We start from the raw sequence: 24,346 nt of genomic DNA, 5'->3' as shown, positions 1-24,346 counted from the left end.
CCTGACAACGCGCGTTCCCATCACCTCAAAGAACGAGAGGAGTCCGAGATGTCGAAGCCCCTTGCGGTGATCGGACGGCTTCAGTACGACGCGCACACCCGGATCATCGACGTCGAGACCGGCTTCACGATGGACCAGGTCGTGGAGGCGTGCCTCGCCCCAGCGGTGGGTTACCAGGCCCGCCACCCGAAGCCGGGCGCGACGCTGCTCGTCCGCCCGACGACCGACACCGACGACGCGGAGCCGTTCCCCCGGACGATGACGGTCGAGGAGGCCGGGCTCCGGCACTTCCAGCAGATCGACGTCTTCGTGCCGCAGGACCAATGAGACGCGCCGGGTCCGCCGGCACTTTCCGCGAAAGGCCGGCGGACCGGCGCTCGGAAGGTGGTGGGCGCGGATGACATCGGCGCCGGAAGCTGAATTCCATGAGGTTTGCGCGGAGGACGACCTGTGGGCAGGGGAGATGCGGCTCTGCTCGGTGGCCGGAGTCGAGGTGCTGCTGCTGCGCACCGACGACGGTGACATCTGCGCCCTGCAGAAGAACTGCCCGCATCAGGAGCATCCGCTCGAAAAAGGCGAGTTCGACGGCACGATCCTGACCTGCGGCGCCCATCTCTGGGAGTTCGACGCCTTCTCGGGACGCAGCGTGAATCCCGACGACGCGGAACTGGCCCGGTATCCGGTCAAGGTCGACGGCGGCGCCGTGCTCGTCTCGGTCGAGGGGATCGAACCGAAGCATTCCCACGCCTGAAACAGGAGAAATGATGACCACCACCACGGTGCAGGACAGATCGAATTTCGCGGGCCCGCTGCTGCGCGGCGGCGAGATCTCGGTCGTGGCCGTCGAGGCGATCGAACTCGACAACCCGGAGAAGGAGATCGTCGTCGACGATCACCGGACCTATGTGCGCGTCGAGGCGGACGGCGGCCTCGTGATCCGCCGCCAGACGATGGAAACGCTGCTCGGCCGGGCGTTCTCCATGCAGGAGCTGGAGATCAATCTGACCGGCTACTCGGGTCAGATCGAGACGCACGACGAGTACATGCGTTGGTACTTCATGACGAAGTCCTGACGGCACTCACAATTAGGAGAGAATCATGAGCGATGCCAACGATGTCGCCAAGCCGTTGAAGACGTGGAGCCATCTCGCGAAGAACCGGCGCCGTCCGACCGAGTACGAGATCGTCTCCACCAAGCTCCTCTGGAGCACCGACGACGACGCCCCCTGGGCCATGGGGCCGGACGTCCCGCTGAGCAAGTGGTACGTCAAATACCGCAACGAATCACCGCTCAGGCACGCCGACTGGGACGGTTTCCGGGACCCCGACCAGCTCGTCTACCGGACCTACAACATGATCCAGGACGGGCAGGAGTCGCACGTCGACGGCCTGCTCGACGACCACAGCAAGAACGAGCACGACAGTGGGCTGTCCGACGAATGGGTCGCGCAACTGGCGCGCCTTTACACGCCGAGCCGCTACCTGCTGCACACGGTGCAGATGTCGACCGCCTATCTCGCTGCGCTCGCCCCGTCCAGCACGATCGAGAACTGCTTCATCTTCGAGTCGGGCGACCATCTGCGCTGGGTCTCCCGCGTCGCCTACCGGACGGCTGAACTCGCCGCCGCCCACCCCTCGGCCGGTTTCGGCAGCGGTGAACGCGCCCGCTGGGAGGACGACGAGGCGTGGCAGGGATTCCGGGAGCTGATGGAGCGCGCCCTCGTCGCCTGGGACTGGGCCGAGCAGTTCGTCGCGGTGAATCTCGTGGCCCGGCCCGCGATCGACGCGGCGATGCTGCGGGCCCTTTCCGCCGTCGCGCAGGAGAACGGCGACACGCTGCTCGCACTGCTGTGCCGCGCCCAGCTCGTCGACAGCGACCGCACCCAGAAATGGTCGCACGCGCTCGTCGAGTACGCCTTGCAGTCGGACGGCCATGGAAAGGCGAACCGCGATCTGATCCGCGGTTGGCTCGACAAGTGGAGCGCGCTCGGCGACAAGGCCATCGACGCCTACTGCCAGGCACTGGTGCCCGGCAGCGATCTCGGTGCGGAGGTGAAGAGGACGGTCGCGAGCGCCCGCGCCTCTCTCGTCGAGGAGCCAGCCGCCGTCGGATGAGCGGACGCGCCGGACCGGCCCGCGTCGCCGGGGCCGGTCCGGTCGCCCCTCGCACATCAGGCTTCTGACCAGCGATTTCGGGATGGAACAAACCGGCTGCGACGCCGTAGAGTGTCGGATGCGCTCCCGTCAACGTGTCGTTTAGGACGAGTGCGATGTTCACAATCGGAGACCTGCAACGCAACGTCGATCTCGGCCTCGAACTGAAGGCCGGGGGCAACCGCGCCACGTCCGCGGAGATAGCCCGCGCCGAGGTGCTGCAACTGGGGCAACTTCCCGCGGCCGAGCATCGCGCGGTGCTGCTGCTCACCAGCGGGCTGCCCGCGGGCGCGAGTCCGGGCGGTGCGGAGGCGCTCGTCGCCGCCGCGAAGACGGCGGGCGCGGTCGGCATCGTCCACACGCTGGCGGCGGACGCCGCCCGGCTGCCCGCGGCCATCGTGGAGGCCGCCTCGGCCCACGACCTGCCGCTGCTCTCGGCCCCGGCCAACGCGTCGCTGCGCTCCATCAAGGACGCCGTCAACGAGCGCGTCGCGCGCAGTGAACTCGTCCTCTACCAGCAGTTGCTCACGTTGCAGTCGAGCCTCATCGCCGCCGTGTCGACGCCCGACCCGACGGACTCGCTGCTGCGCCGCCTCGGCGCGCTCGTCAACAGCACGGTGATCCTCTACTACCCCGACGGGCGGCTCCTCGCGGCCACGGGCGACGGGCCGACGAACGTCATCTGGCAGCGCATCGACAAGTCGTCGCAGGAACGGCAGCAGTTCACCGTCGGGCAGTGGTACGTCGTGGCCTCCCTGATCAGCGGGCCGGAGGAGGCGCACCGCTGGATCGTGCTGGCGCGGCGCGGCCACCCGACGTCGCAGGAGATCGTGTCCCAGTTGATCACCACCGTCGAGCAGCTGCTCGACGTGATCGCGCTCAGCCGCCGCGCCGCCGCGACCGAGGAGGCGCTGCAGCGGGCCGACGTCCTGCAACGGCTGGTGTCGAACAACGGCTACGAGAAGTTCGGCTGGGACCATGTTCGCCGGTTCGGATTCGAGCCGCACGGCCCCTGCTTCGTCGCCGCCGTCGCCCTGCCGAACTGGAGCCAGCGCCGGCTCGACCCCGAACTGCATTCGCAGCAGTTGAGGGACGTCACGCAGATCCTGCGCGGACTCGTCTCCAATTCCTCGTCACCGCACCTCGTCGGCTCGCACGAGGGCGTTGCCGTCGTGCTCCTGCAATGCTCCGACACCCGTCTCGTCGACGAGGCCGTCAGCGTCCTCAGCGCTCGCGGCCTCCAGGCGTCGGCGGGGATCGGCCGGAAAGTGGCGTCGCTGGATCTGATCGGCAACAGCTACCGGGACGCGCGCCTGGCCCTGACCCGCGCGACCGACGTCCCCGCCGTGCAGCGCTTCGAGGACTTCGCCGTCGCCGACATCGCGATCAGCACCGCCGACGAAGACCAGTTGATAAGGCGCTCGCACGACCTGCTCTCCAAATTGGAGGGCAGCGACCATCTCCTCGAAACGCTGATCGTCTACCTGCGGAACAATCTCAGCATCAACGACACCGCGAACGAGTTGACCATCCACCCCAACTCGGTGCGGTACCGGATCAGCCGGGCCGAAGAACTGATCGGCGGATCGCTGCGCTCACTGCCGACCATCGTGGACGTCTTCCTCGCCGTCCAGGTCATCGCCCGCAACAGGGCGGGCTCCGTCTTCACCCTCAACGAACCCCGGACCACCACTCACATCGACGCCGCCCTGGGGTAGCCCGGGAAGTTGAATAAAGGCCGTTGATAGTGATCGGCGCCGAAGTTAGCCTCCGGTTGAGGTCGGCGTTGGGCTGCCTTTTCGGGCGCCGTCTGGTGCCTCCATTTCACGTGAAGAGGAATCGCATGCGCAGAAGGAATTCCGTTTCCGTCTTAGCCGCCGTGGCGCTCGCCGTCACCGCGGTGCCGGTCGCCCCGGCCGCCGCCGGATCACGGGACGCTCACGACCCGATCAAGTTCAAAGTCGAGGTCGCGACGGTCAACGGTGCGGGGTGCCCGGTCGGCACCGTCTGGGCGGATGCGCGGGACGATGGAAAGCTCTCGGTGAACTACGGCGATTACCTCGCGCAGGCGGGCGGTTCGTCGAGACCGGTCGACGCCCGCAAGAACTGCCAAGTCTCCCTGCAGTTGACCGCGCCGCAAGACGTCACCTACGCCATCTCGTCGTCGTACCATCCGATCTGGGCCACGCTGGAGAGCGGTGCGAACGCCACCCTGAAATTCGGCCATTACTTCCAGGGTCTGCCTGGGAACGGGATGGTCGCGCAGACTTTGAACGGTCCCCACGACGACGACTGGATAGTCTCCTACCAGGAGCCGGCGGACAAACTCCTCTTCCAGCCCTGCGGCGAGCAGCGCAAGCTTGTTCTCACCACCGAACTGCGTGTCGACAAGGGAACTTCGGACCCGTCCAAGACCAGCTTCGTCTCGATGGACTCCCTCAGCGACGGCCCCCGGATCCTCTACGAGCTCACCTGGAAGAACTGCCCGCGCTGAGTCTGCCTAACGATTGCCGCCTACTCTCACCGCAGTACGCGAACTCAGGGTGACTGCGCGCGGAGCAGGGGAAATACACGCCCTGTGCGCGACGACCGATTAGTCATGCGGTCGGCACCATCGCCCCATGACACAGATTTCAAGCAGTGAACGTCCGTCCGTAACGCTCGACACGGCCGCCGAGGTGCTGGCGCCGGGCGACGACGGCTACGCCGAGTCCGCGACGACCCTGTTCGCGAAGGGCACGCCCGACCTGGTGGTCCGTCCGCGCGACGCGGCCGGGGTCGCGGCGGCGCTGCGTTACGCGGCCGACGCCGGGCTCGCCGTGACGGTGCGGTCCGGCGGGCACAGCATGGCGGGGCTGAGCGCGAGCAGCGACGGCCTGGTCATCGACACGCGGCGGATCAGCGACGTGCGCCTGCTGGACCCGTCCTCCGGGCGGGTGCGCGTCGGCGCGGGCGCGACCTGGGGCGCGGTGGCCGACGCCCTGCGCCCGCACGGGCTGGGGCTGACCGCCGGAGACACCAGGCAGGTCGGCGTCGGCGGCCTGACGCTCGGCGGCGGCATCGGCTGGATGGTGCGCAGGCACGGGCTGGCCATCGACAGCCTGGCGGCGGTCCAGGTCGTCACCGCCGACGGCCGGCTGATCGGCGCGGACGCCGTCGAGCACGCCGACCTGTTCTGGGCGCTGCGCGGCGGCGGCGGCAACTTCGGCGTCGCGGTCGGCTTCGACTTCATCGCCCACCCGGTCACCTCCGTGCACTTCGGAATGATCACCTATCGGGCCGGTGACCTGCCGGAACTCATCGCGGGTTGGCGCGACCTGATGCGCGCGAGCGACGAGAGGCTGACCACGGCGCTCAGCTTCATGCCCGCGATGCCGGGCCATGCCGGAACCGTCACGCTGGCGTGCTGCTACGCCGGTCCGGACGGCGACGAGGCGGAGGAGGCGCTGCGTCCGTTCAGGGCACTCGCCCCGGTCACCTCCGACGGCATCAAGGCCATGCCCTACGCCGACATTCTCGAAGACGTCACGTCGATGCCCCCCGGACTGCGCATGGAGGTGCGCAACACCTTCTTCACCACGTTCGACGACGCGCGCATCGCCGCCGTCGACGAGCTGTTCGACGGCGGCGGAGCGGCGGTCTCGCTGCGCGCCATGGGCGGCGCGGTCGCGCGCGTCGGCCAGGACGCGACGGCCTTCGCCCACCGGGACGCCGAGGTCATGGCCGCGGCCGCCTTCGTGATCCCGGACGCGGCGCCGCCCGGCCTGCGGGAGCAGGCGCTGCGCCGCTGGTCGCGGGTGAACGCGCTGGGCTCGGGCGCCTATGTCGGATTCCTGGGCTCGGCCGAGCCCGCGGACGTCACCGCCGTCTACCCGCCGGACACCTACCGGCGCCTTGCCGCGGTCAAGGGCCGTTACGACCCCGCCAACGTTTTCCGACGTACGCACAACGTCATCCCCTCCTGAAGGAGAACACCGAGGTCGCCGCCGCCCGCCCGGCCCTGGCCGCAGATGGACTACGGAGAGGCCGAGTCCGGCCACGATCTGTCACCCGAATGCTTTCTGTGGCACCTTTCGAGCGGGGCGCGGGCGAAGGGGGCCGGCATGGCGGTTGGCGGCGGATCCGGCAATATTGATCGTTTAGCGGCGATTACCTCGACGTCGACTCCGACGGCGGGTCCGAACTGCGACGCGGAGGTGCTTCGCGCCCTTCTCGACTGGGAGGAGAACGGCGCCGACCCCGACGATCGAATCGACGTGTTCGTCACTTTCGACGGAGATCCCAAGGCGTTGGCCGAAGCCGGTCTCGACACGGGGCACGTCCACGGCGACCTCGTCACCGGGTCGATCGCCCTCGCCTACGTCGGCGGGCTCGCCGCGACGGCCGGCGTCCGCTGGGTCGCCGCGTCGGCGCGCACGCGGCTGCACATCGACCGCAGCATGGGCGAGATCAAGGCCACCACGCTCCGCGCGAGTTCGCCGCCGTACAATGCGGGCGGCGTGCCCGGCCTTACCGGGAAAGGCGTCCTCGTCGGCGTCATCGACAATCGCCTTACCGTTGTCCATCCCACTTTCAACGTTCCGAACATAACCCCGCCGAAGTCGCGCCTCATCGGTTACTGGGACCAGTTCTCCACTCCCAGTGCCGGGCAGAAGCCGCCGAGCGGATTCGGATATCCCGCCGGGTTCAACTACGGAGTCTGGTGGGACGAGGCCGCCGTCGCAGACGTCGTCGCCAACAACCGCATCGGCGCGATCTGGACGAGCGCCGAGTTCGACCACGGCACGCACGTCGCCGGTATCGCCGCGGGCAACGGGTCGGGAAGGGACGGCCTCTTCGCGCCGTTCACTTTCGTAGGCGTCGCACCCGAGGCGGACATCGTCTTCGCCAATTCGGCCACGCTCGTCTCCAGCAGGGCCGTCAGCGAAGCGGTCGCGCTGTTCCACCAGATCGCGTCGCAGCGCGGGCCCGGAGGCGTCCCCTGCGTCATCAACATGAGCTTCGGCACGCACGAGGGGGCGCGCGACGGATCGTCCGCGCTTGAGCTGGCGATCGACAAGCTCATGCACGACGCGAACGGCAATCCCATTCCCGGGCGCGCGATCGTGGTCTCCGCCGGGAACGAGGGCGACGCCCGCCGCCACGGCCGCAAGAACATCAACGCCTTCGCCAACGTGTCGTTCCGCTTGGAAGTCGAAGAGATCGTCTTTCCCAACGGCACCAAGCTGTCCGACGACCGCGTCGACGACCAGCTCTACTTCTGGTACGACGGCGCGGCGCGGATCGAGTTGCGTGTCACGCCGCCGCGGTCGACCCCGAGCGCGTGGACGCAGCCCGGCCAGCAGAGCGTGATCTCCATCGGCGGGACGCCGGTCGCGACCGTGGTGTCCCCGCCGCAGCCCGACCCGAACAACGGCAAACGCAAGATCGACGTCACGCTCAAGGGCCCCGTCCGCAAGGGGACGTGGACGATCGAGCTGCACGAGATCGGCGGCGCGGCGGCGACGGTCGACGTGTGGGTCGAGCGGGAGAACCTCGACCTCTGGCCGCAGCTCGCGTTCGGCGACAACATCACCGACAACACCGTGACCTCGCCGTCCACGGCCCGCAGCGTCGTCGCGGTCGGCGCGTACGTGTCCGAGCCGGGGGCCAACTTCAGCGCCTACGGCTCGATCGCGGAGGGTTCGAGCCGCGGCCTGGACAGCGCGTCCGGGGTGCCGCCCGATCGCGTCCGGCCCCACCTCGTCGCGCCCGGCCGCCGGATCATCTCGTCCGCGACCTCGCAGGAGACGCACCCGGACGACATCAAGGCCCGCTTCGGCGGCTGGCTGCTCGGCCGCCACGTCATCTTCTCCGGGACGAGCCAGGCCGCACCGCACGTGACGGGAGTCATCGCGCTGATGTTCCAGAAGAACCCGACGCTCACCTACCGCGACGTGCAGCGGATCCTCGCCGCGACGACGAAGAAGGACCACATCCCGCCCGACCTCGTCCTGCCCAACGCGGTGTGGGGCGCGGGCAAGCTCGACGCGGCCGCCGCGCTGGCGGCGACCCCGTGAGCGCGTCATGAGCGAGGCGGGAACGTTCGAACGGCTGGCGGCGCTGATCGGCGACGCCCTGCTGCCGCTTGCCGAGGCCCTCGCCGATCCGGGCGAACTGCTCGCCGAGTTCGGGGTCGCGATCAACGACGACGCGCTCGCCGGGCTCGCGGGCGCCGCCGCCGACACGGCCCGCGCGGTCGAGGACCTCGGCAACTTCGTCATCGCGCTGAACGTGGCGATCAAGGTCGACGACTCGATCGGGATCACGGCCAACGGGGCGTCGGTCGCACAGCGGATCGACGCCGTCCTGACCGGGCTGGCGAGCGTGCAGACCGGCGTGACGGCGGCGCTGAACTCGCCCTCGGTCACGCCCGCGCAGCGCGTCCGAGCCCAGGCGCTGCTGAACGGTCTGCCCGGCCGGATCGTCACCCGTCTGATCGTCGACCGGTTACGGGTGCGGCTGCCCAAGTTCACGATGCTGCTCACCGTGTCCGGGCTGCTCGAAGGGCTCGACGTCCCGGGCGACCCGGTCGACCCCATGTTCCCGCCGCACTTCTCGTGGACGATCCGCTGGGACCGGATCGGACGCTTCCTCGGCCAGCCGCTGACGCTGCTCCGCGACGCCTACGGCCTCGGCACACCCGGCTTCGACGGGAAGGTGCTGCTCCAACTCCTCGCCCAACTGCTCGACACCGGGGACGACCGCCTCGACCGTTCCTACATCGCCACCGGCGCGGGCGGCGTGGGCGCCGTCCTGATCGGGCCGGGCCTCATCGTCGGCGTGCGCGACGGCGGCCTCGCCTTCCCGACCCGGATCGGCATCACCGGCAAGGCGACGCAGAAGTTCCCGCTCGGCGAACGCACCGTGTTCAGCGTCGGCGTCGACGGCACGGTCACCGCGGGCTCGGAGGTGCGCCTTTCACCCGCGCTGGACGTGACGATCGTGCCCCCGCAGGGCGCGCCCTCGGCCGCGCTCAACGCCACTGCCGCGTTCACCGTGGGCAAGGCCGGTGAGCCGATCACCGTCCTCGGCGACACGCGGCTCGGCGGCCTGACCGTCGAGACGGCGAGCCTCGCGCTGTCGCTCAACGCCAAGGCGAGCGCGGACGGCACCGCGACGGCCGAGCCGTCCGCCCAGGTGGAGGTCACCGGCGGTCACCTGGTCATCGACCTGTCCGGCGCGGACGGCTTCATCGGCAAGCTCGTCGGCGCGAGGTTCGAGACCGGGGTCGACCTGCGGCTGCTGTGGACGCCGTCGGCCGGTGTCCGGCTGGAGGGCAGCGAGACGCTCGAACTCGCGCTGCCCCTGCACCTGAGACTCGGCCCGCTGGAGATCACCACACTGCACCTGAGCGTCGGCCTGCCCGCCGACGGCTCCCTGCCGATCGAGGTGTCCACCGACTTCAAGGGCGCGCTCGGGCCGATCCAGGCGTCGGTCGAGCGCATCGGGATCGTCGCCGAGCCGCGCTTCCCCGCCGGGGGCGGCAACCTCGGCCCGGTCGACTTCGCGCTCGGCTTCAAGCCGCCGAAGGGCGTCGGCCTGGAGATCGACACCGGGATCGTGGTGGGCGGCGGCTACCTGTCCTTCGACCCGGACCGGGGTGAGTACTCCGGGGCGCTGGAGCTCGAATTCGCCGGCTTCATCGAGGTCAAGGCGATCGGGCTGATCAGCACGCGGATGCCCGACGGCAGGCCCGGGTTCTCGCTGCTGATCGTCCTCACCGCCGAGTTCGGCGGGGGCGGGATCCAGCTCGGGTTCGGGTTCACCCTGCTCGCCGTCGGCGGCATCCTCGGCCTGAACCGCCGGATGGACCTCGCGGCGCTCGTCGAAGGGGTGGCGAGCGGGGCGATCGAGTCCGTGATGTTCCCGCGCGACGTGGTCGCGAACGCGCCGCGCATCATCAGCGACCTGCGGAGGTTCTTCCCGCCGGAGGACGGCCGGTTCCTCGTCGGGCCCATGGCGAAGATCGGCTGGGGCACGCCGACGCTGGTCAGCGTCTCGCTCGGGGTGATCGTCGAGATCCCGCCGGGCAACATCGCCATTCTCGGCGTGCTGAAATGCATACTGCCGAGCCAGGACGTGCCGCTGCTCAAGCTCCAGGTCAACTTCATCGGCGCGTTCGAGGTCGACAAGTCGCGGCTGTGGTTCTACGCGCAGCTGGTCGACTCCCGCGTCCTGACCATCACCATCGACGGCGGGATGGGCCTGCTCATCAACATGGGCGACAACCCCGACTTCGTCCTCTCGGTCGGCGGGTTCCACCCGTCGTTCAAGCCGCCGCCGCTGCCGTTCCCGATCCCGCCGCGCGTGTCGCTGGACATCCTGAACGCGCCGGGACGCCTCATCCGGGTGTCCGGCTATTTCGCCGTCACGAGCAACACGGCCCAGTTCGGCGCGAAGGCGGAACTGCGGCTCGGCTTCGACGACTTCGGTCTGGAAGGGCACCTCGCCTTCGACGCGCTCTTCCGGTTCTCGCCGTTCGCGTTCGTCATCGAGATATCCGCGGGCATCTCGCTGAAGGCGTTCGGGGTCGGCCTGTTCAGCATCGACCTGCGCTTCCAGTTGGAGGGCCCGTCGCCGTGGCGGGCGCACGGCCGCGGCTCGATCTCCCTGCTGTTCTTCGAGATCTCCGCCGACTTCGACATCTCGTGGGGCGAGGAGCGCACCACCACGCTGCCGCCGGTCGCGGTGCTCGAACTGCTGGAGCGCGAGGTCCGCAAGCCCGAGGGCTGGCAGACCAGGCTCCCGGCGGGCGGCACCAACCCGCTGGTCACGCTGCGCCAGTTGCCCGAGGGCGACGAGCTGGTGCTGCATCCGCTGGGCACGCTGTTCATCCATCAGCGGGCCGTCCCGCTCGACGTCCGGATCGACCGGGTCGGCGCGCAGCGTCCGAGCGACGGCAAGCGGTTCAGCGTCGCGCCGGTCGCGGGCAGCGGACTGGAGCGGGCGTCGGTCACCGACGACCAGTTCGCCATGGCCCAGTTCCAGGACATGGACGACGCGGCGAAGCTGTCCCGTCCCGCTTACGAGAAGCAGGACGCCGGGATCGAGCTGACCGCCGAGAAGGGCGCGATCGCCTCGCCGCGTGTGGTCCGGCGCAGCGCCCGCTACGAGATGCACATCATCGACAGCAGGCCGCCGAGACCGGCCGCGGCACGCATGGCCGCGGAAGCCCCCTCTGCCCGCCGCGCGCCGAAGCTCTACAGCCCGCCTCCGGCGGTGTTCGGTCAACTGCTGGAGGGCAGCAGCACCGCCCGTTCGCCGCTCTCGCAGCGGGAGGCGCGGCTGCGGCAGCCCTTCCCGGTGGACGAGACCGTGCGCGTCACCGGCGACCGCTTCGTCGTCGCCTACCGGCGCAACAACCGGCAGGCGTTCCCGCCCGTCGCGACGGGCTCCACCACGTCGAGCTTCCGCAGCGCGGCGACCGCCGCCGACGTCATGGCCGACTGGATCCGCGCGGACGCGAGCCTCGCCGGGCAGGTGCACGTCCTGCCGCAGGCCGAGGTCGGCGGGGGCGCGGCGGCCCAGCCGGGGACGTGGACCGCGGCGAGCCCGCCGCCGTCCGCAGTCTCGGGCGCCGACGCGGTCCGGCTGACCGGCGGCAAGGTGCTCGTCGCGGGCGGCGCCGACGCCACCGGGAAGGCCGTGGCGAGCGCCGCGCTGTACGACCCGGTCGCGGCCGCCTGGGCGGACGCGATCCCGCCGCTGGCGACGGCCAGGCGGCGGCACACGACGACGAAACTCGCGGACGGCCGGGTCGTGGTCGCGGGCGGGCTCGGCGCCGACGGCGCGCCGCTGGCCTCGGCCGAGGTGTTCGAGCCGGTGGCCGCCGCCTGGAGCACTCCGCAGGGCCTGCACACCGCCAGGCACGGCCATTCCGCCACGGCGACGGGTGACGGGCTGCTCGTCGCGGGCGGCACCGGCGCCCGTGGCGCAGCGCTCGCGTCGGCCGAGCTGTACGACCCCGACACCGCGACCTGGGCCGAGGTCGCGCCGATGGGCTGCGCCCGCACCGGCCACCAGGCGGTGTCGATCGGCGGCAAGGTGCTCGTCATCGGCGGCGCCCTGCCGACCGGGGAGGGCGAGCGCGCCCTCGCGTTCTGCGAGATCTACGACCCGGCCGCCAGGACGTGGACGCCTACCGGCAGCCTGATCACGCCACGGAAGGGCCACCGGGCGACCGTGCTGAGCGACGGCCGGGTGCTGGTGACCGGGGGAGACGCGGTGCCCACCGTGCCGTACCGCGTGGACGGCCTGGCGTCCGCCGAACTGTACGACCCGGACACCGGCGCCTGGACGCGCGTAGCCGACCTCCCCGGCGGCGGACGCAGCGGGCACCGCAGCGTCCTGACACCGGCCGGTGTCGTCGTGATCGGCGGGACCGGACGGCCCCGCGCGACCGCCGGTTACCGCGTCGTCGTCGTCTTCGACCCCGGCTCCGGCGCCTGGACGTCCACCGGCCCCCTGGCCACCGGCCGCTGGGACTTCCCGGCCGTCGACCTGGCGGACGGCCGGGTGCTCGTGGCGGGCGGCCTGGCCCTGGCCGGGGCCGCCGCGCCCGGCCCCGATCCCGCCGAACTCGCCGCCACCGCCGAGATCTACCTCCCCTGAGGAAGGGTGTGACGAGATGACCGCTGCCACGCTGGCGGCCGCCGACGCCTGGTCGTCCGCTCCGGACTACGTCGCGGCGGTGAGCTGGTCCGGCCAGCACGACACCGCCGTGGTCCTCAAGGACGGCAAGAAGGTGCTGGTCGCGGGCGGTGCCGATGCCGCGTCCGCCGCCGTGCGGCAGAGCGCGGTGTTCGACCTGGAGCAGGGCACGTGGTCGGCGCCCGTCCTGCTCGGCTCGGCCAGGCAACTGCACGCCCTGACCCTGCTGCCCAGCGGGAAGGTGCTGGTCACGGGCGGCCGGGGCGGTCCCGGCGCGCCCGCGCTGGCCACCGCCGAGCTTTACGACCCGGCGCAGGGCGCCTGGACGGCGACCGCGCATCCGATGGCCGCCGCCCGCTGGGGGCACAGCGCGGTGCTGCTGTCGAACGGCCAGGTCCTCGTCGCGGGCGGGAGCACGGTCAGGTCGGGCGGCACCGTGATGGCGGTGCGATCGGCGGAGCTGTTCGACCCGGCGGACGAGACGTGGACCGCCGCGAAGGACATGACCGACGCCCGCACCGGGCACACCGCCGTCGTCCTCCAGGACGGCAAGAAGGTGCTGGTCTGCGGCGGCAGCGTACCGGTGGGGACGGGCGACGATCCGGCGCTGGCGTTCTGCGAGCTCTACGACACCGACGCCAAGACCTGGACGCCGACCGGCAGCCTGCACCATCCGCGCAGCGCGCACACCGCGACGGCGCTGTCCGCGACCAGCGTGCTGGTCGCCGGTGGCAGCGCGCCCGGAGCGCCCGGCGACGGGAGCTTCGACCCGTTCGCCCGCGCCACCGCCGAGGTGTACGACCTGACCCAGGGGAGCTGGCAGGAGACCGCGCCGATGCCCGCCGGGAGGTCGTCGCACCGCGCGGTCCCGCTCGGCTCGGGGAAGGTCCTGGTGGTCGGCGGCGCGGACGACCTCCACGACGAGGCGGGCTACCGCAGCGCCCTGGAGTACTCCGCCGGAGCGTGGACGAAGGTGGCGGGCCTCGCCGCGGGACGGTGGGGCTTCGCCGCCGCGGCCTCCGGCGCGAAGGTGCTCGTCGCGGGCGGCGTGGCCCGTACCGGGCTGGCGGCCGCCGCCGGGCAGGGCGCCGAGCTGACCAAGACGTCCGAGCGGCGCGGGAGCGGTTCGTGAGCGCGAACGCCTACTCCTTCCTGCCCTGGCTGCGGACCGGCCTGACGACGCGGATCACCCAGCCGCCGGGCACCGCGCCCCGGGCCACGATCAACGTCAGGCTGAAGCTGACCGGGGACGCGCTCAAGGACGGCGACGACCCGCCCAACCGCCTCGTCGAGCAGCCGTTGCAGATCTACGGCCCCGGCGACGTGATCGGCGTCGACCCGCGGGCGATCTCGCGGGTCGAGCCGCTGCCGTCCATCGCCACCTTCGAGCCCAACTACCTCGCGCACATCGAGTTCTACGACGAGGTCTTCCCGTGGCGGTACAGCCCCGCCCCGCCGGACGGCGGCACGAAGCGGCTGGCGCCGTGGCTCGCCTTGATCGTGCTGGCCGGGACCGAGTTCAAGGAGCAGCCCGGCGGCGGCCCCCTGCCGTCCATCACCGTCACCGACCCGCGCGCCCTGCAACCGGCCGCCGAGTTGGGGGCGTGGGCGCACGTCCACGTCAACGGCGAACTCGACATCCCGCTGGCGATCGACGATCCGAACAACATGGGCGCGGCGCTAACGAACCTCGGCCGCGTCCTGCGCGACGCGCCGGACAGCGCATGCTCACGAGTAGTCTGCCCGCGCCACCTCTCGCCCAAGACGACGTACGACGCGTTCCTGGTCCCCGCGTTCGAGACGGGACGGCGCGCCGGGCTCGGCCTCGCGCCGGGCGCGATCCCGGCGATGACGCCGAGCTGGGGCGTTCCGCAGACCGTGGCCACCGGCCAGTTGCCCTACTACCACCGCTGGTCGTTCACCACGGGCGAGGTGGGCGACTTCGAGTACCTCGTCCGGCTGCTGAAACCGCTGGAGGCCAAGGAGCCGGTCGGCCGCCGGGACATGGACGCGCACCGCAGTCCCGGCTTCGGCCTGCCCGGCGTCACCACGCCGACCCAGCCGGACGGCGTGCTGAAGCTCGGCGGCGCGCTGCAACTGCCCGACTCCGACGAGAACCCCGACGACTGGGAGAACTGGGACAACTACTACAGGCTGCGGCCTCCGCCCGCGCCGCAGTACCCGAACCAGTGGCAGCGGGCGATGGCCGGGCTGATCAACCTGGCCGAGGCGTACCAGCACCAGCCGCCGACGATGGCGAACGCCGCGCTCGCGCCGCACGTCTCCGACCTCGCGGCGCAGCCCGACCCGGTGATCACGCCGCCGCTGTACGGGCGCTGGCACGCGCTCATGCCGCAACTCCTCGTCGACGCCGACGGCCAACCGGTGAGCGACGACGTCCTGCGCGACTGGGTGCATCGGCTCAACCTCGACCCGCGCTTCCGGGTCGCCGCGCAGTTCGGGGCGCAGGTCGTCCAGAAGCGGCAGGACGAGCTGATGGACGCCGCCTGGAACCAGCTCGGCGAGGCCCAGCGGGCGAACGAGAAGATCCGGGCGGCGCAGCTCGCGCGCGAGGTCGGGAACCGCCTGCACGACAAGCACTTCGAGCCGCCGGCCGTCCCCGTGGCGCCGCTCGCCGCCGACGCCGATCCGCCGCCGCTGCCCTCGGCCAGGACGCTGACGCTGACCGCCCCCGCGCACGGACGAGTGGTCGAACGCGCCCCCGAGTCAGGTTTCGCCGCCCTCGGCGAAGGTCTCGTGGGTCTCGGCGAGCAACTGGCGGTCGGGTTCAAGGTCGCGCGCAGCCGGGTCGCGGCGGCCCCTGTCTCCCCGGCGATGCGCCGGATCACCCGGCCGGGCTCGCGGCTGATGAGGACGCTCCAATTCCCGGAGGTCAGGCCCGCCGAGACGCTCGTCTCCCGCATCGACGAACTGGAGGTCACGGCCGCGTCCCCGAAGGGCACCCCGGCGGCCGTCGTCACGCCAACGGAGCTGGACGCGCGGCTCCCGCCGAAGCCGCCCGGCGACCCGGTCGACGTCCTCGCCCGCAACCCGCTGTTCGAGCTGCGCGAGTACGGCGAGACCGCCACCACGCCGGTCGGGGACCACGACAGCGCGGAGGCCGCCGCGTACAAGGACGCGCTGCGGGAGCTGTACGCGGGCTGGGGCGACGCCGAGACGGGCGGCCACGTCGAGGACCCGCCGAAGCTGGGCGTGGTCGACGCGACCGCCGACATGATGACCGGCCTGCGCTCGGACAAGACCGTCGTGGACAACCTGATCGCCTCGATGAACCTCCCGGAGCGCCTCAGACCCGTGAGCGGCGAGCTGGCCGAGCTGACCGAGGTGATGGCCTACCCGGTGTTCGACATGCCGATGTACGAAGACCTGCTGAAGATGTCGGTCGACACGTTCGTGCCGAACCTCGGGCTGATCCCGGCGAACTCGATCACCCTCCTGGAGAACAACCGCCGGTTCATCGAGTCGTACCTCGTCGGGCTCAACCACGAGATGGCGCGGGAAATGCTCTGGCGCGAATTCCCGACCGACATGCGCGGCACGCCGTTCCGCCAGTTCTGGGACCCGAGGGCGGCGATGCCGCAGCCGGGCGAGTCCGCGGCGAAGCGGCGCGAACGGCTGTACGACATCCCGCCGATCCACAAATGGAGCACCACCACTCCGTTGGGCGGGAACAGCCGCCGGAAGAACGACCTCGTGTTGCTGATTCGCGGCGAGCTTCTGAAGAAGTATCCGAACGCGGCGATCTACGCGCACAAGGCCGCCTGGCCCGTCGTGCGGGGCGTGCCCGACACCAGCGGCGAGCGCGAACTGGCGCCCCTCCCGGAGAACCTGCCCCCGCCGTCGGACCTGGTCAAGCTGCCGATCTACGAGGCCAAGGTCGAGCCCGACGTCTACCTGCTCGGCTTCGACCTCGACGCCGACGAGGCGCGCGGCCGGGGCGGCGACCTCGGCTGGTTCTTCGTGATCAAGGAGCGTCCGGGCGAGCCGCGGTTCGGCGTGGACGAGGAGCAGCCCGGCGACCCGGTCCCCGTCGAGGTGTGGAACGACCTGACGTGGGACCGCGTGGACCCGCACGACCGGCACCGCTTCATCCAGTTCGACGCCGACATCAAGGTCGAGCTCGCCGAGTTCAACGGCGACGAGGACGACCAGGAGAAGGCGGAGCAGCGCCGGGACGACGAAAAGATCCTCGTGGGCTGGCGGTCCGACATCAGCTCGGCGGACGTCGCCTACATCCTCTTCCAGGCACCGGTCCTGGTGGCCGTACACGCGCAGGAGATGCTGCCGGATGCCCGTCCTAAGCCTTGACTTCCCGGTGCTGCTCGGGCCGGTCCGCGTGGAGACGCGGTTCACCCGGACCGAGCTGCTCGTCCGGGTCTTCCCCGACGAGTGGGCGATCGACAAGTTCGAGCCCCGTCCCACCCGCGCCGAACTCGCCGCGCTCGACGCCTACTGGACGGGGTTATGGGCGTCCGGCGGGGCGGCGGTGGGGGAGCGGGCCGCCTGGCACGAACTGGTCGCCCGCGTCCCGGCCGGGCGTGCGGGGTGGCTGCTGCAAGGCCGCCGTCCGTCCAACCCGGCGGACCGTCCGACCGGGGTGCCGCTGACGACGACCGTCCTGGTGATCGTCAGCGCCGCGGCGCCCGCGGCGAACGACCGCCAGCCCGCCGTCACGTACTGGACGGCCGTCTGGCGCGCGCACGGCGACCGCGCCAAGCTGCGCGACGCCGACATCGCGCTGCTCGCGGCGGTCGGGAAGACCCGGGCCGACGCGATCCGGGCCCGCCGTCCACAGGGTGTGGACAGCGCGCCCGTCACCAGCGGCAACGACGTCGTGGTGTCGTTCCTCGTCCTGCCGCCGCCCGCCGCCGACCAGATCGCGCCGCAGTCCTGGACGGTCGCCGCGAAGGCCACGCTGCTGCCCGACCGGTTCGTCGCGTTCGGGTACGTGAACGGCGCGCAGGTGTTCTCCAAGCCCGGCGGCCCGGTGCGTGCGGAGCTCGCGGTCAGCCCGGACCCGGGCGAGGCGAAGGCGAACCAGCTCAAGATCGACGAGACCACGGGCGCGTTGACCGTCCCGCCCGCGCTGCGCTGGCTGACCGACTTCAACGAGGCCGTCAACGCCGGGATGGGGATCCGGATCCCCCTCGAAGCCGCGTTCCGGAACGGCGTCGACCGGCTCGTCGTGCTGGGGCTGCGGGAGCAGGCCACGCCGGAGCAGTCCGCGACGGCGCTCGGCGGGCTGCTCACCCGCCAGCTCCGCAGCCCGGCCGGGTTCAGCCTGCTGCCGCAGGGCACGCCGACGAACAACACCGAGCAGGCCCCGGCCGGTCAGGACGCCGCGGCCGAGGCCGAGGCGGGGCTCGCGACGGCGGCCGGGTTCGCCGCCACCGCCGCCGACTGGACGACGAAGACCGACGGCGAGTGGTTCGCCGAGCTGCTCGGCCTCGACCCGGCGGTGCTCGCCGGGGTGCCGAACGCCGAGGGCACCGACCGCCGCGACGCACGCGCCGCGCACACCGCGCTGTGGCCCGCGACCTGGGGCTACTACCTGCGGTCGCTGCTCAATGGTGTGCTCGGCGACGAGCAGATCGCGCAGACCAGGTCGTTCTTCGTCGCGCACGTGTCCGGACGCGGCCCGCTCTCCGCCGTGAAGATCGGCCGCCAGCCGTACGGGATCCTGCCGACGACCGTCTTCTCCCGGCTGGCCTGGCCGGACGCGGCGAAGCACCGCAAGGCGCTGAACGTCGTCCTCACGGAGGCGGCGAAGGACTGGCACAACGCGCTCGCACACGTCACCCACCTGGACGGCACGGCCGACGACCCGCACCAAGCCCTCCTGGACATTCTCGCGCTGCACCCGACCTCGGCCGAGTTCCACCAGCGCTACGCGCAGAGCGTCGAGGACGTCTTCAACCGGGAGAACCTCCGCGCGCTCGGCCCCCAGGTGAAGGACGCCCTGGAGCGGCAGCTGACCATGCCGCAGCCGATCCGCGCGCTGCTCGCCCGGTTCGGCCGTCCGACGAGCGACCCGGCGGCCGACCCCGACCTGCTGCGGCGGCTGTTCACCGACGTCCACCATCCGCTGCTGGCGCCGCTGGTGGACGACCGTCCGCTGTCGGAGACCGATCCGATCCGCGCGTACACCGGCGACGGCCGCAACTACCTGAGCTGGCTCGCCGACAACGCCCGCGCCGACCTGGACAAGGTGCGCGAGGAGAAGGGCTTCCTCGACAACCTGCCGCCTTCGGCCCTGCTGTACCTGCTGGCGCGGCACGCGATGCTGCTCGGCTGGGCGGAGGCCGCGCGACGGCTCGCCCTGGCCACTCCGGGCACCGTGGCGCCCGACGCGCGGGACGCGCCGTTCGTCCACATCAAGATCCCGAGGCCGGGCCAGACGATCTTGAGCGAGAGCCGGTACCGCACGCTCTACTCGACGAACCCGGCGATGACCGGCGGCCAGTCCGTGCTGGTGCACGAGTTCCTCCGCACGGTGCTCGGCACCCACCCGGCCACGGCGGATCTCGACGAGCAGATCAAGGCGCTCGGCCTGCTCGCCGGGCTGCCCACGGCGCGGCTGGAGCGGGTGCTCGCCGAGCACGTCGACTGCGCCACGTACCGGCTCGACGCCTGGCGGCTCGGGCTGGCGAACGAGCGGCTGGCCGAACTCCGGTACGGCCCCGGCGGCACGGACGCCCCGAAGCGCGGCGTCCATCTCGGCGCGTACGGCTGGCTGGAGAACGTCGCCCGGCGGACGAGCGACGAGGCCGGCCACGTCACGCCGCCCGCCGACCTCGCGATCGTGTTCGGGACCGCGCCGATCCCGCTCGACCCGGACAACGGCGGCTACGTCCACACGCCGTCGCCCGCCCACGCCCGCACGGCCGCCGTGCTGCGCGCCGGGTACATGGCCAACAAGACGCCGGACACCAGCGCGTTCGCGGTGAACCTCAGCTCCGAGCGCGTCCGGCTCGCCCTCACGATCCTGGACGGGATGCGCCAGGGCCAGTCGCTGGGCGCGCTGCTCGGCTACCGCTTCGAGCGCGGCCTGCACGACCGCCGCGCCGGGCTGGATCGCTACATCGCCGGGCTCCGGCTGAAGTTCCCGCTCCGCGCCAACAAGATCGACGAGACCGTCCCGGCCTCGGACGATCCGGCCCGGCCGCGCCGCATCGAAGAGGTCGAGGCCCGCAACGTGATCGACGGGCTGGCACTGCTCCGGCACGTCAACGCGCTGCCGGCGGCCGACCAGCACTACCCGTTCGGCTTCACGGACCTGCAACAGGCGGACGCGGGCGTCGTCGGCGACATCGGCAAGGAGATCGACGCGCTCCGCGACGTGCACGACGCGCTCGCCGACCTCGCCGTGGCCGAAGGCACCCACCAGGCGTTGCAGGGCCACCCCGAACGAGCCTCAGCGACGCTGGACGCCTACGCGAAGGAGGGCGTCGCGCCCGCACCGTCCGTCGTGGAGACCCCGCGCAGCGGCACCACTCTGACGCACCGCCTCGGGCTCCAGCTCATGGCGGGCCGTCCGCCCGGCAACGGGGCGCCGCGCGGCATGGCCGAACCGGGAGTGAACGCCTGGCTGCCCGCCGTCCTGCCGAACCCCACGACGGTCGCCGCGCTGGTGACCTGGCGGGATCCGGACGACGGCACGAAGAAGCAGCGGCTCGTGACCCAGCAGGAGACCGGGCTCGAACCGATCGACCTGCTCTGGGCGCTGCGCCCGGCGGACGAGGCCGCGATGACCGACCTGGACGACCGGATCCTCGGCGTCGTGATCGACCAGGCGAAGCCGCGCCCGGACGTCGAGCTGTCGATCGAGTACACCACCCGCATCTCCGACCAGAACGGCCCCGGATTCGCCGGGAAGATCGGCTTCTTCGAGCTGTCCCCGCTGGTCGCGGCCCTGCGGACGCTGCTGACGACCGCGCGGCCGCTGCGTCCGCGCGACCTGGTCCCGGCCGCCGGGAGCGCGCCGCTCGACCGGTCCGCGGACGACGCCGTGGCGCTGCCGCGCGAACGTCCGGCGAAGGTCCTGGACGCCCTGACCGACCTGCGCGACGACGTCACCGACCTCATCGCCGACCTCGGGCCGCTGTACCCCGACGGCGCGGACCCTGCCCGCGCCGCGCTGGTCAGCGGGATCGACACGTTCCTCGCCCGCTACGCGAAGCTGACCGTCGCGGCGGGCGGGTTCGGCCTGGTGCGCAGCGGATGGGGCGAGCTGGCGCTGTGGCGGCGCGGGGTGTTCGCCGCCGTCCTGGCCGCCGTCGCCGAGGTCGCCGCGCGGATGACCCGCGCGCTCGCCGCCGCCGACGCGCTGCTCGACCAGTACGACCACCTGCCGGCGTCCACGCCCGCCGCGGAGCGGTTCAAGATCCTGCAGCAGGCCGAGGGGCTGCTCACCACCAAGCCGGGCCCGCGCCCGTCGACCGCGCGCGAACTGCGCGACCGGGTCGGCCGCCTGCGCTCCCGCTTCGCCGACCGCCTCAAAGCCCTGAACCAGATCGCCAAGACCAGGAAGACGACGTTGAGCGGCCTGCTCGCCGACGTCGCGGCGCTGCTGCCGCTGACCGACGTCGATCCGGCCGGGCTGGACCTCGCGCCGTTCCAGGACCAGGTCGTCGTGTTCGGCAGGGACCTGCTCACCCGCGCGGGGCGGTTGATGGACGAGCTGTCCGCGCGCGGCGACGCCGCGACCAAGGCGCTGGCCGTCTACGACAAGGCGATCCCCGGGCCGGACCGGGTGGGCGCCGCGATCGACGCGCTCAAGGCGCTGCTCGGCGAGGACGTGCTGGCCGTGCCCCAGTTCACCGCGCCCGGCCCGCTCCTCCAGCAGTGGAGCAAGGCGCGCAACGACGGCGACAAGCTCGTCGCGCACCTCTCGCCCGCCCGCGACTTCCCGGTCGACGACTGGCTGCACGGGATGGCCCGCATCAGGGAGAAGCCGCGCTTGTGGGAGAAGACCCTGATGCTCGCGAGCGGGCTGCTCGGGCCCGGCGGGCTGCTCGGCGTCCTCGGCTGGAAGGAGCCGCCGCTGACGCCCGTCCAGTTCCCGTACGTCGCGGGCGACCACTGGCTGGCCATGGAGTTCGCGAAGGACCCGAACCTGCCCGACCAGCTCGCCGAGGACCGGCTGCTGTTCACCGCGCACTACACCGCCCCGCTGAACGGCGACCAGTGCGGGCTGGTGTTCGACGAGTGGACCGAGGTGATCCCGGCCGAGCGCGAGACCACCGGCATCGCGGTGCACTACGACGGCCCGGACGCCGAACCGCCGCAGGCGATGCTCCTCGTCGTCCCGCCGGTGCGCGACCCCGCCGGGCGCTGGACGCCCGCCGACCTCGTCGACGCGGTCACCGAGACGTTCGACCTGGCGAAGACCCGGGCCGTCGAGCCGGGGCACCTCGACGGGACGGCGTACGCGCACATGCTCCCCGCCACGGTGATGTCGGCGACCCGGCGGCAGATCACCGTCAGCACCGACCTCGCGATCGCCAACCTGCGCTGGAAGGCCGCCCATGAGTGAGCCGAACCCCGTCCCCTCGACGTTCGCCGACGAACTGGCCCGGCGCCTCCACCCGACCGTGGGCGTGTGGAACCGGCTGGAGGGACGTCCGCGCACCGCCGACTTCGAGCGGGCGCTGCGCGTCGAGGTCCGCGACCCGCTGTGGATGCTCACCCGGCAGTGGCAGCTCGGCGAGTTCCGCGGGACGGACGGCGGCTCGCCCGTCACCGCCACCTACTCGGTCGGCCCGTCCCGGCCCACGCGCTTCCGGCCCGCCGGCGGCCCGGTCGAGGACCTGCCCACCGACAGGCCGCTGGAGACGATGGCCGAGCGGCGGCCGCTGCCGTTCGCGTTCGGCGCCGAGGAGATCGCCTTCGACCTGCGCCTGATGATCGGCCACCGGTGGCTGAAGCTGCTCGGCAAGAACAACCTGCTCGGGCTCGACCTCTTCCGCTTCGAGAAGCAGTACCTCGACAAGTACCCGATCGAGCTGCCGGACGCCGAGCATCCCCGGGAAGAGGACACCGCCCGGCTCGCGCACCCCGAGGTGTGGGCGACGATGCAGACGATCGCCGGCCGCCGGATGGACGGCTACCTGCTCTACCGGCACGTCAAGGACGGCGGGAACGCCGCCGACGGCATCAACGGGCTGCTGCACCGCACCACGCTCAACAATCTCGGCAAGCGGCTCGTCGCCTGGTTCGACGCCTTGATCGACCAGCCCACCGGCGTCACCGCCGACCGTCCGGACGGGGACGCCACCTGGGACCCGCGCCGTCTCGAACACCGCTTCTCCGTCTCCGCCTCGGTGCCCGGCGGCGCCGAGAAGGTCGTCAAGGCCCAGGAGTACCCCGGCGGCGAACTCGACTGGCACGCCTTCTCCGTCGACCCCGGAGCCCCGCTCGGCGGGACGAAGCCGCCCGAGAAGACGCTCAGCCGCACGGTCTTCCCGGCCCCGGTGCGCTACTCGGGCATGCCGCTGCCGCGCTGGTGGGCGATCGAGGACGGGCGCACCAACTTCGCCGCCGTCCGTCCCGACAGCACCGACCTGGCGCGGCTGATCTTCCTCGAATTCGCGCTGGTGTTCAGCAACGACTGGTACCAGTTGCCCTGCGACCTGCCCGCGGGCACCGTGAACAAGATCCGCGGCCTGGTCGTCACGGACGTCTTCGGCGAGAAGCTCTGGATCACCCCCGCCGGTGCGGGCGACGACGAGGACCAGCGGCGCTGGTCGATGTTCACCCTGGACACCATCGGTTCCGCGCACGTCCCCGCCGACACCGACCTCCTGCTGCCGCCGAGCGTCCCGAAGGTCGCCGAGGGCCCGGCGCTGGAGGAGGTCCTGCTGATCCGGGACGAGAACGCCAACCTGGTCTGGGGGATCGAGCAGACCGTCCGGATGCCGACCGGCGAACCACGCCGCGGCAGCGAGGCCGCCGCCGAGGCCCTCCGCTTCCGCCAACGCCACGCGCCACCCGCGTCCCCCGCCGACCCGCCCCGCGCCCCGATCTCCTACCAGGCGATGAACACGATCCCCGAGCACTGGATCCCGTTCATCCCGGTGCACGTCCCGGGCGACAACCGGGAGATCCAGCTCCAGCGCGCGGCGATGCCCGGCGTCGTGGACGGCAAGCCCGTCCCGGCCCGCACCACCCTGCTGCGCTACGGCTTCGACGCGGCAAAGCAGTACTTCGTGAACGAGGAGGAGGTCCCACAGGCGGGCACCCGCCTGTCCGTCGCCTTCAACCGCACCCGCTGGCGCGACGGCCGCGTCGTCCTGTGGCTCAGCGCCCAACGCGGCGTAGGCCGAGGCGAAGGCTCCAGCGGCCTCCGCTTCGACACCCTGACCGACACCCCAGCCCCACCCGCATAGGCGGTGCTGGCGATTGCGGCCTCGTTGGTGTTCGGTCGGTCGCGTTAGGGATGCCGGAGGCCGCAGCTTCGAAGCCTTAGCCGCTCGTTGGC

General features: G+C 71.7%; 13 protein-coding genes. All 13 read left to right on the top strand.

Features of this window, described 5'->3' with window-relative positions; translation table 11 throughout:
- Positions 1-48: 48 nt before the first annotated feature.
- Positions 49-327, top strand: a complete 279-nt coding sequence (locus tag FXF65_RS16120; protein WP_148350778.1) for a toluene-4-monooxygenase system B family protein — start codon at positions 49-51, stop codon at positions 325-327.
- A gap of 70 nt (positions 328-397) precedes the next feature.
- Positions 398-751 carry a Rieske 2Fe-2S domain-containing protein gene (locus tag FXF65_RS16115; protein WP_148350777.1) on the top strand — a complete coding sequence of 118 codons (354 nt, stop codon included), beginning with the start codon at positions 398-400 and terminating at the stop codon, positions 749-751.
- A gap of 13 nt (positions 752-764) precedes the next feature.
- Entirely contained in the window at positions 765-1,073 is a 309-nt protein-coding gene (locus tag FXF65_RS16110) for an MmoB/DmpM family protein (protein WP_148350776.1), read from the top strand.
- 25 nt (positions 1,074-1,098) lie between these two features.
- Positions 1,099-2,115: an aromatic/alkene monooxygenase hydroxylase subunit beta gene (locus tag FXF65_RS16105; protein WP_148350775.1), complete on the top strand. Its 1,017-nt coding sequence runs from the start codon at positions 1,099-1,101 to the stop codon at positions 2,113-2,115.
- A gap of 155 nt (positions 2,116-2,270) precedes the next feature.
- Positions 2,271-3,872, top strand: a complete 1,602-nt coding sequence (locus FXF65_RS16100) for a helix-turn-helix domain-containing protein (RefSeq protein WP_148350774.1) — start codon at positions 2,271-2,273, stop codon at positions 3,870-3,872.
- A 161-nt stretch (positions 3,873-4,033) separates the two neighbouring features.
- Positions 4,034-4,648, top strand: coding sequence for a DUF4360 domain-containing protein (locus FXF65_RS16095; RefSeq protein ID WP_222868587.1), 615 nt, complete (start codon positions 4,034-4,036; stop codon positions 4,646-4,648).
- Positions 4,649-4,775: 127 nt separating this feature from the next.
- Positions 4,776-6,119, top strand: coding sequence for an FAD-binding oxidoreductase (locus tag FXF65_RS16090; RefSeq protein ID WP_148350772.1), 1,344 nt, complete (start codon positions 4,776-4,778; stop codon positions 6,117-6,119).
- 231 nt (positions 6,120-6,350) lie between these two features.
- Positions 6,351-8,213 carry a S8 family serine peptidase gene (locus FXF65_RS16085; RefSeq protein ID WP_187412329.1) on the top strand — a complete coding sequence of 621 codons (1,863 nt, stop codon included), beginning with the start codon at positions 6,351-6,353 and terminating at the stop codon, positions 8,211-8,213.
- 7 nt (positions 8,214-8,220) lie between these two features.
- A complete protein-coding gene (locus FXF65_RS16080; protein WP_148350770.1) occupies positions 8,221-12,807 on the top strand; it encodes a DUF6603 domain-containing protein in 4,587 nt (1,528 codons plus the stop codon).
- 16 nt (positions 12,808-12,823) lie between these two features.
- Positions 12,824-13,978 (top strand): Kelch repeat-containing protein, encoded by a 1,155-nt coding sequence (locus FXF65_RS16075; protein WP_148350769.1) that lies wholly within the window; start codon positions 12,824-12,826, stop codon positions 13,976-13,978.
- Positions 13,975-17,175 carry a hypothetical protein gene (locus FXF65_RS16070; RefSeq protein WP_148350768.1) on the top strand — a complete coding sequence of 1,067 codons (3,201 nt, stop codon included), beginning with the start codon at positions 13,975-13,977 and terminating at the stop codon, positions 17,173-17,175. Before FXF65_RS16075 ends, FXF65_RS16070 begins: the two co-directional genes overlap by 4 nt.
- Complete coding sequence (locus tag FXF65_RS16065) at positions 17,156-22,402, top strand: hypothetical protein (protein ID WP_148350767.1); 5,247 nt, start codon at positions 17,156-17,158, stop codon at positions 22,400-22,402. Before FXF65_RS16070 ends, FXF65_RS16065 begins: the two co-directional genes overlap by 20 nt.
- On the top strand, positions 22,395-24,254 hold the full coding sequence (locus FXF65_RS16060; protein WP_148350766.1) for a hypothetical protein: 1,860 nt from the start codon (positions 22,395-22,397) through the stop codon (positions 24,252-24,254). The genes FXF65_RS16065 and FXF65_RS16060 overlap by 8 nt, the downstream gene beginning before the upstream one ends.
- Positions 24,255-24,346 lie beyond the last annotated feature (92 nt).

The sequence above is a fragment of the Actinomadura syzygii genome, from assembly GCF_008085905.1.
Classification (GTDB): domain Bacteria; phylum Actinomycetota; class Actinomycetes; order Streptosporangiales; family Streptosporangiaceae; genus Spirillospora; species Spirillospora syzygii.
This window is presented reverse-complemented; position numbering and strand designations above follow the sequence as displayed.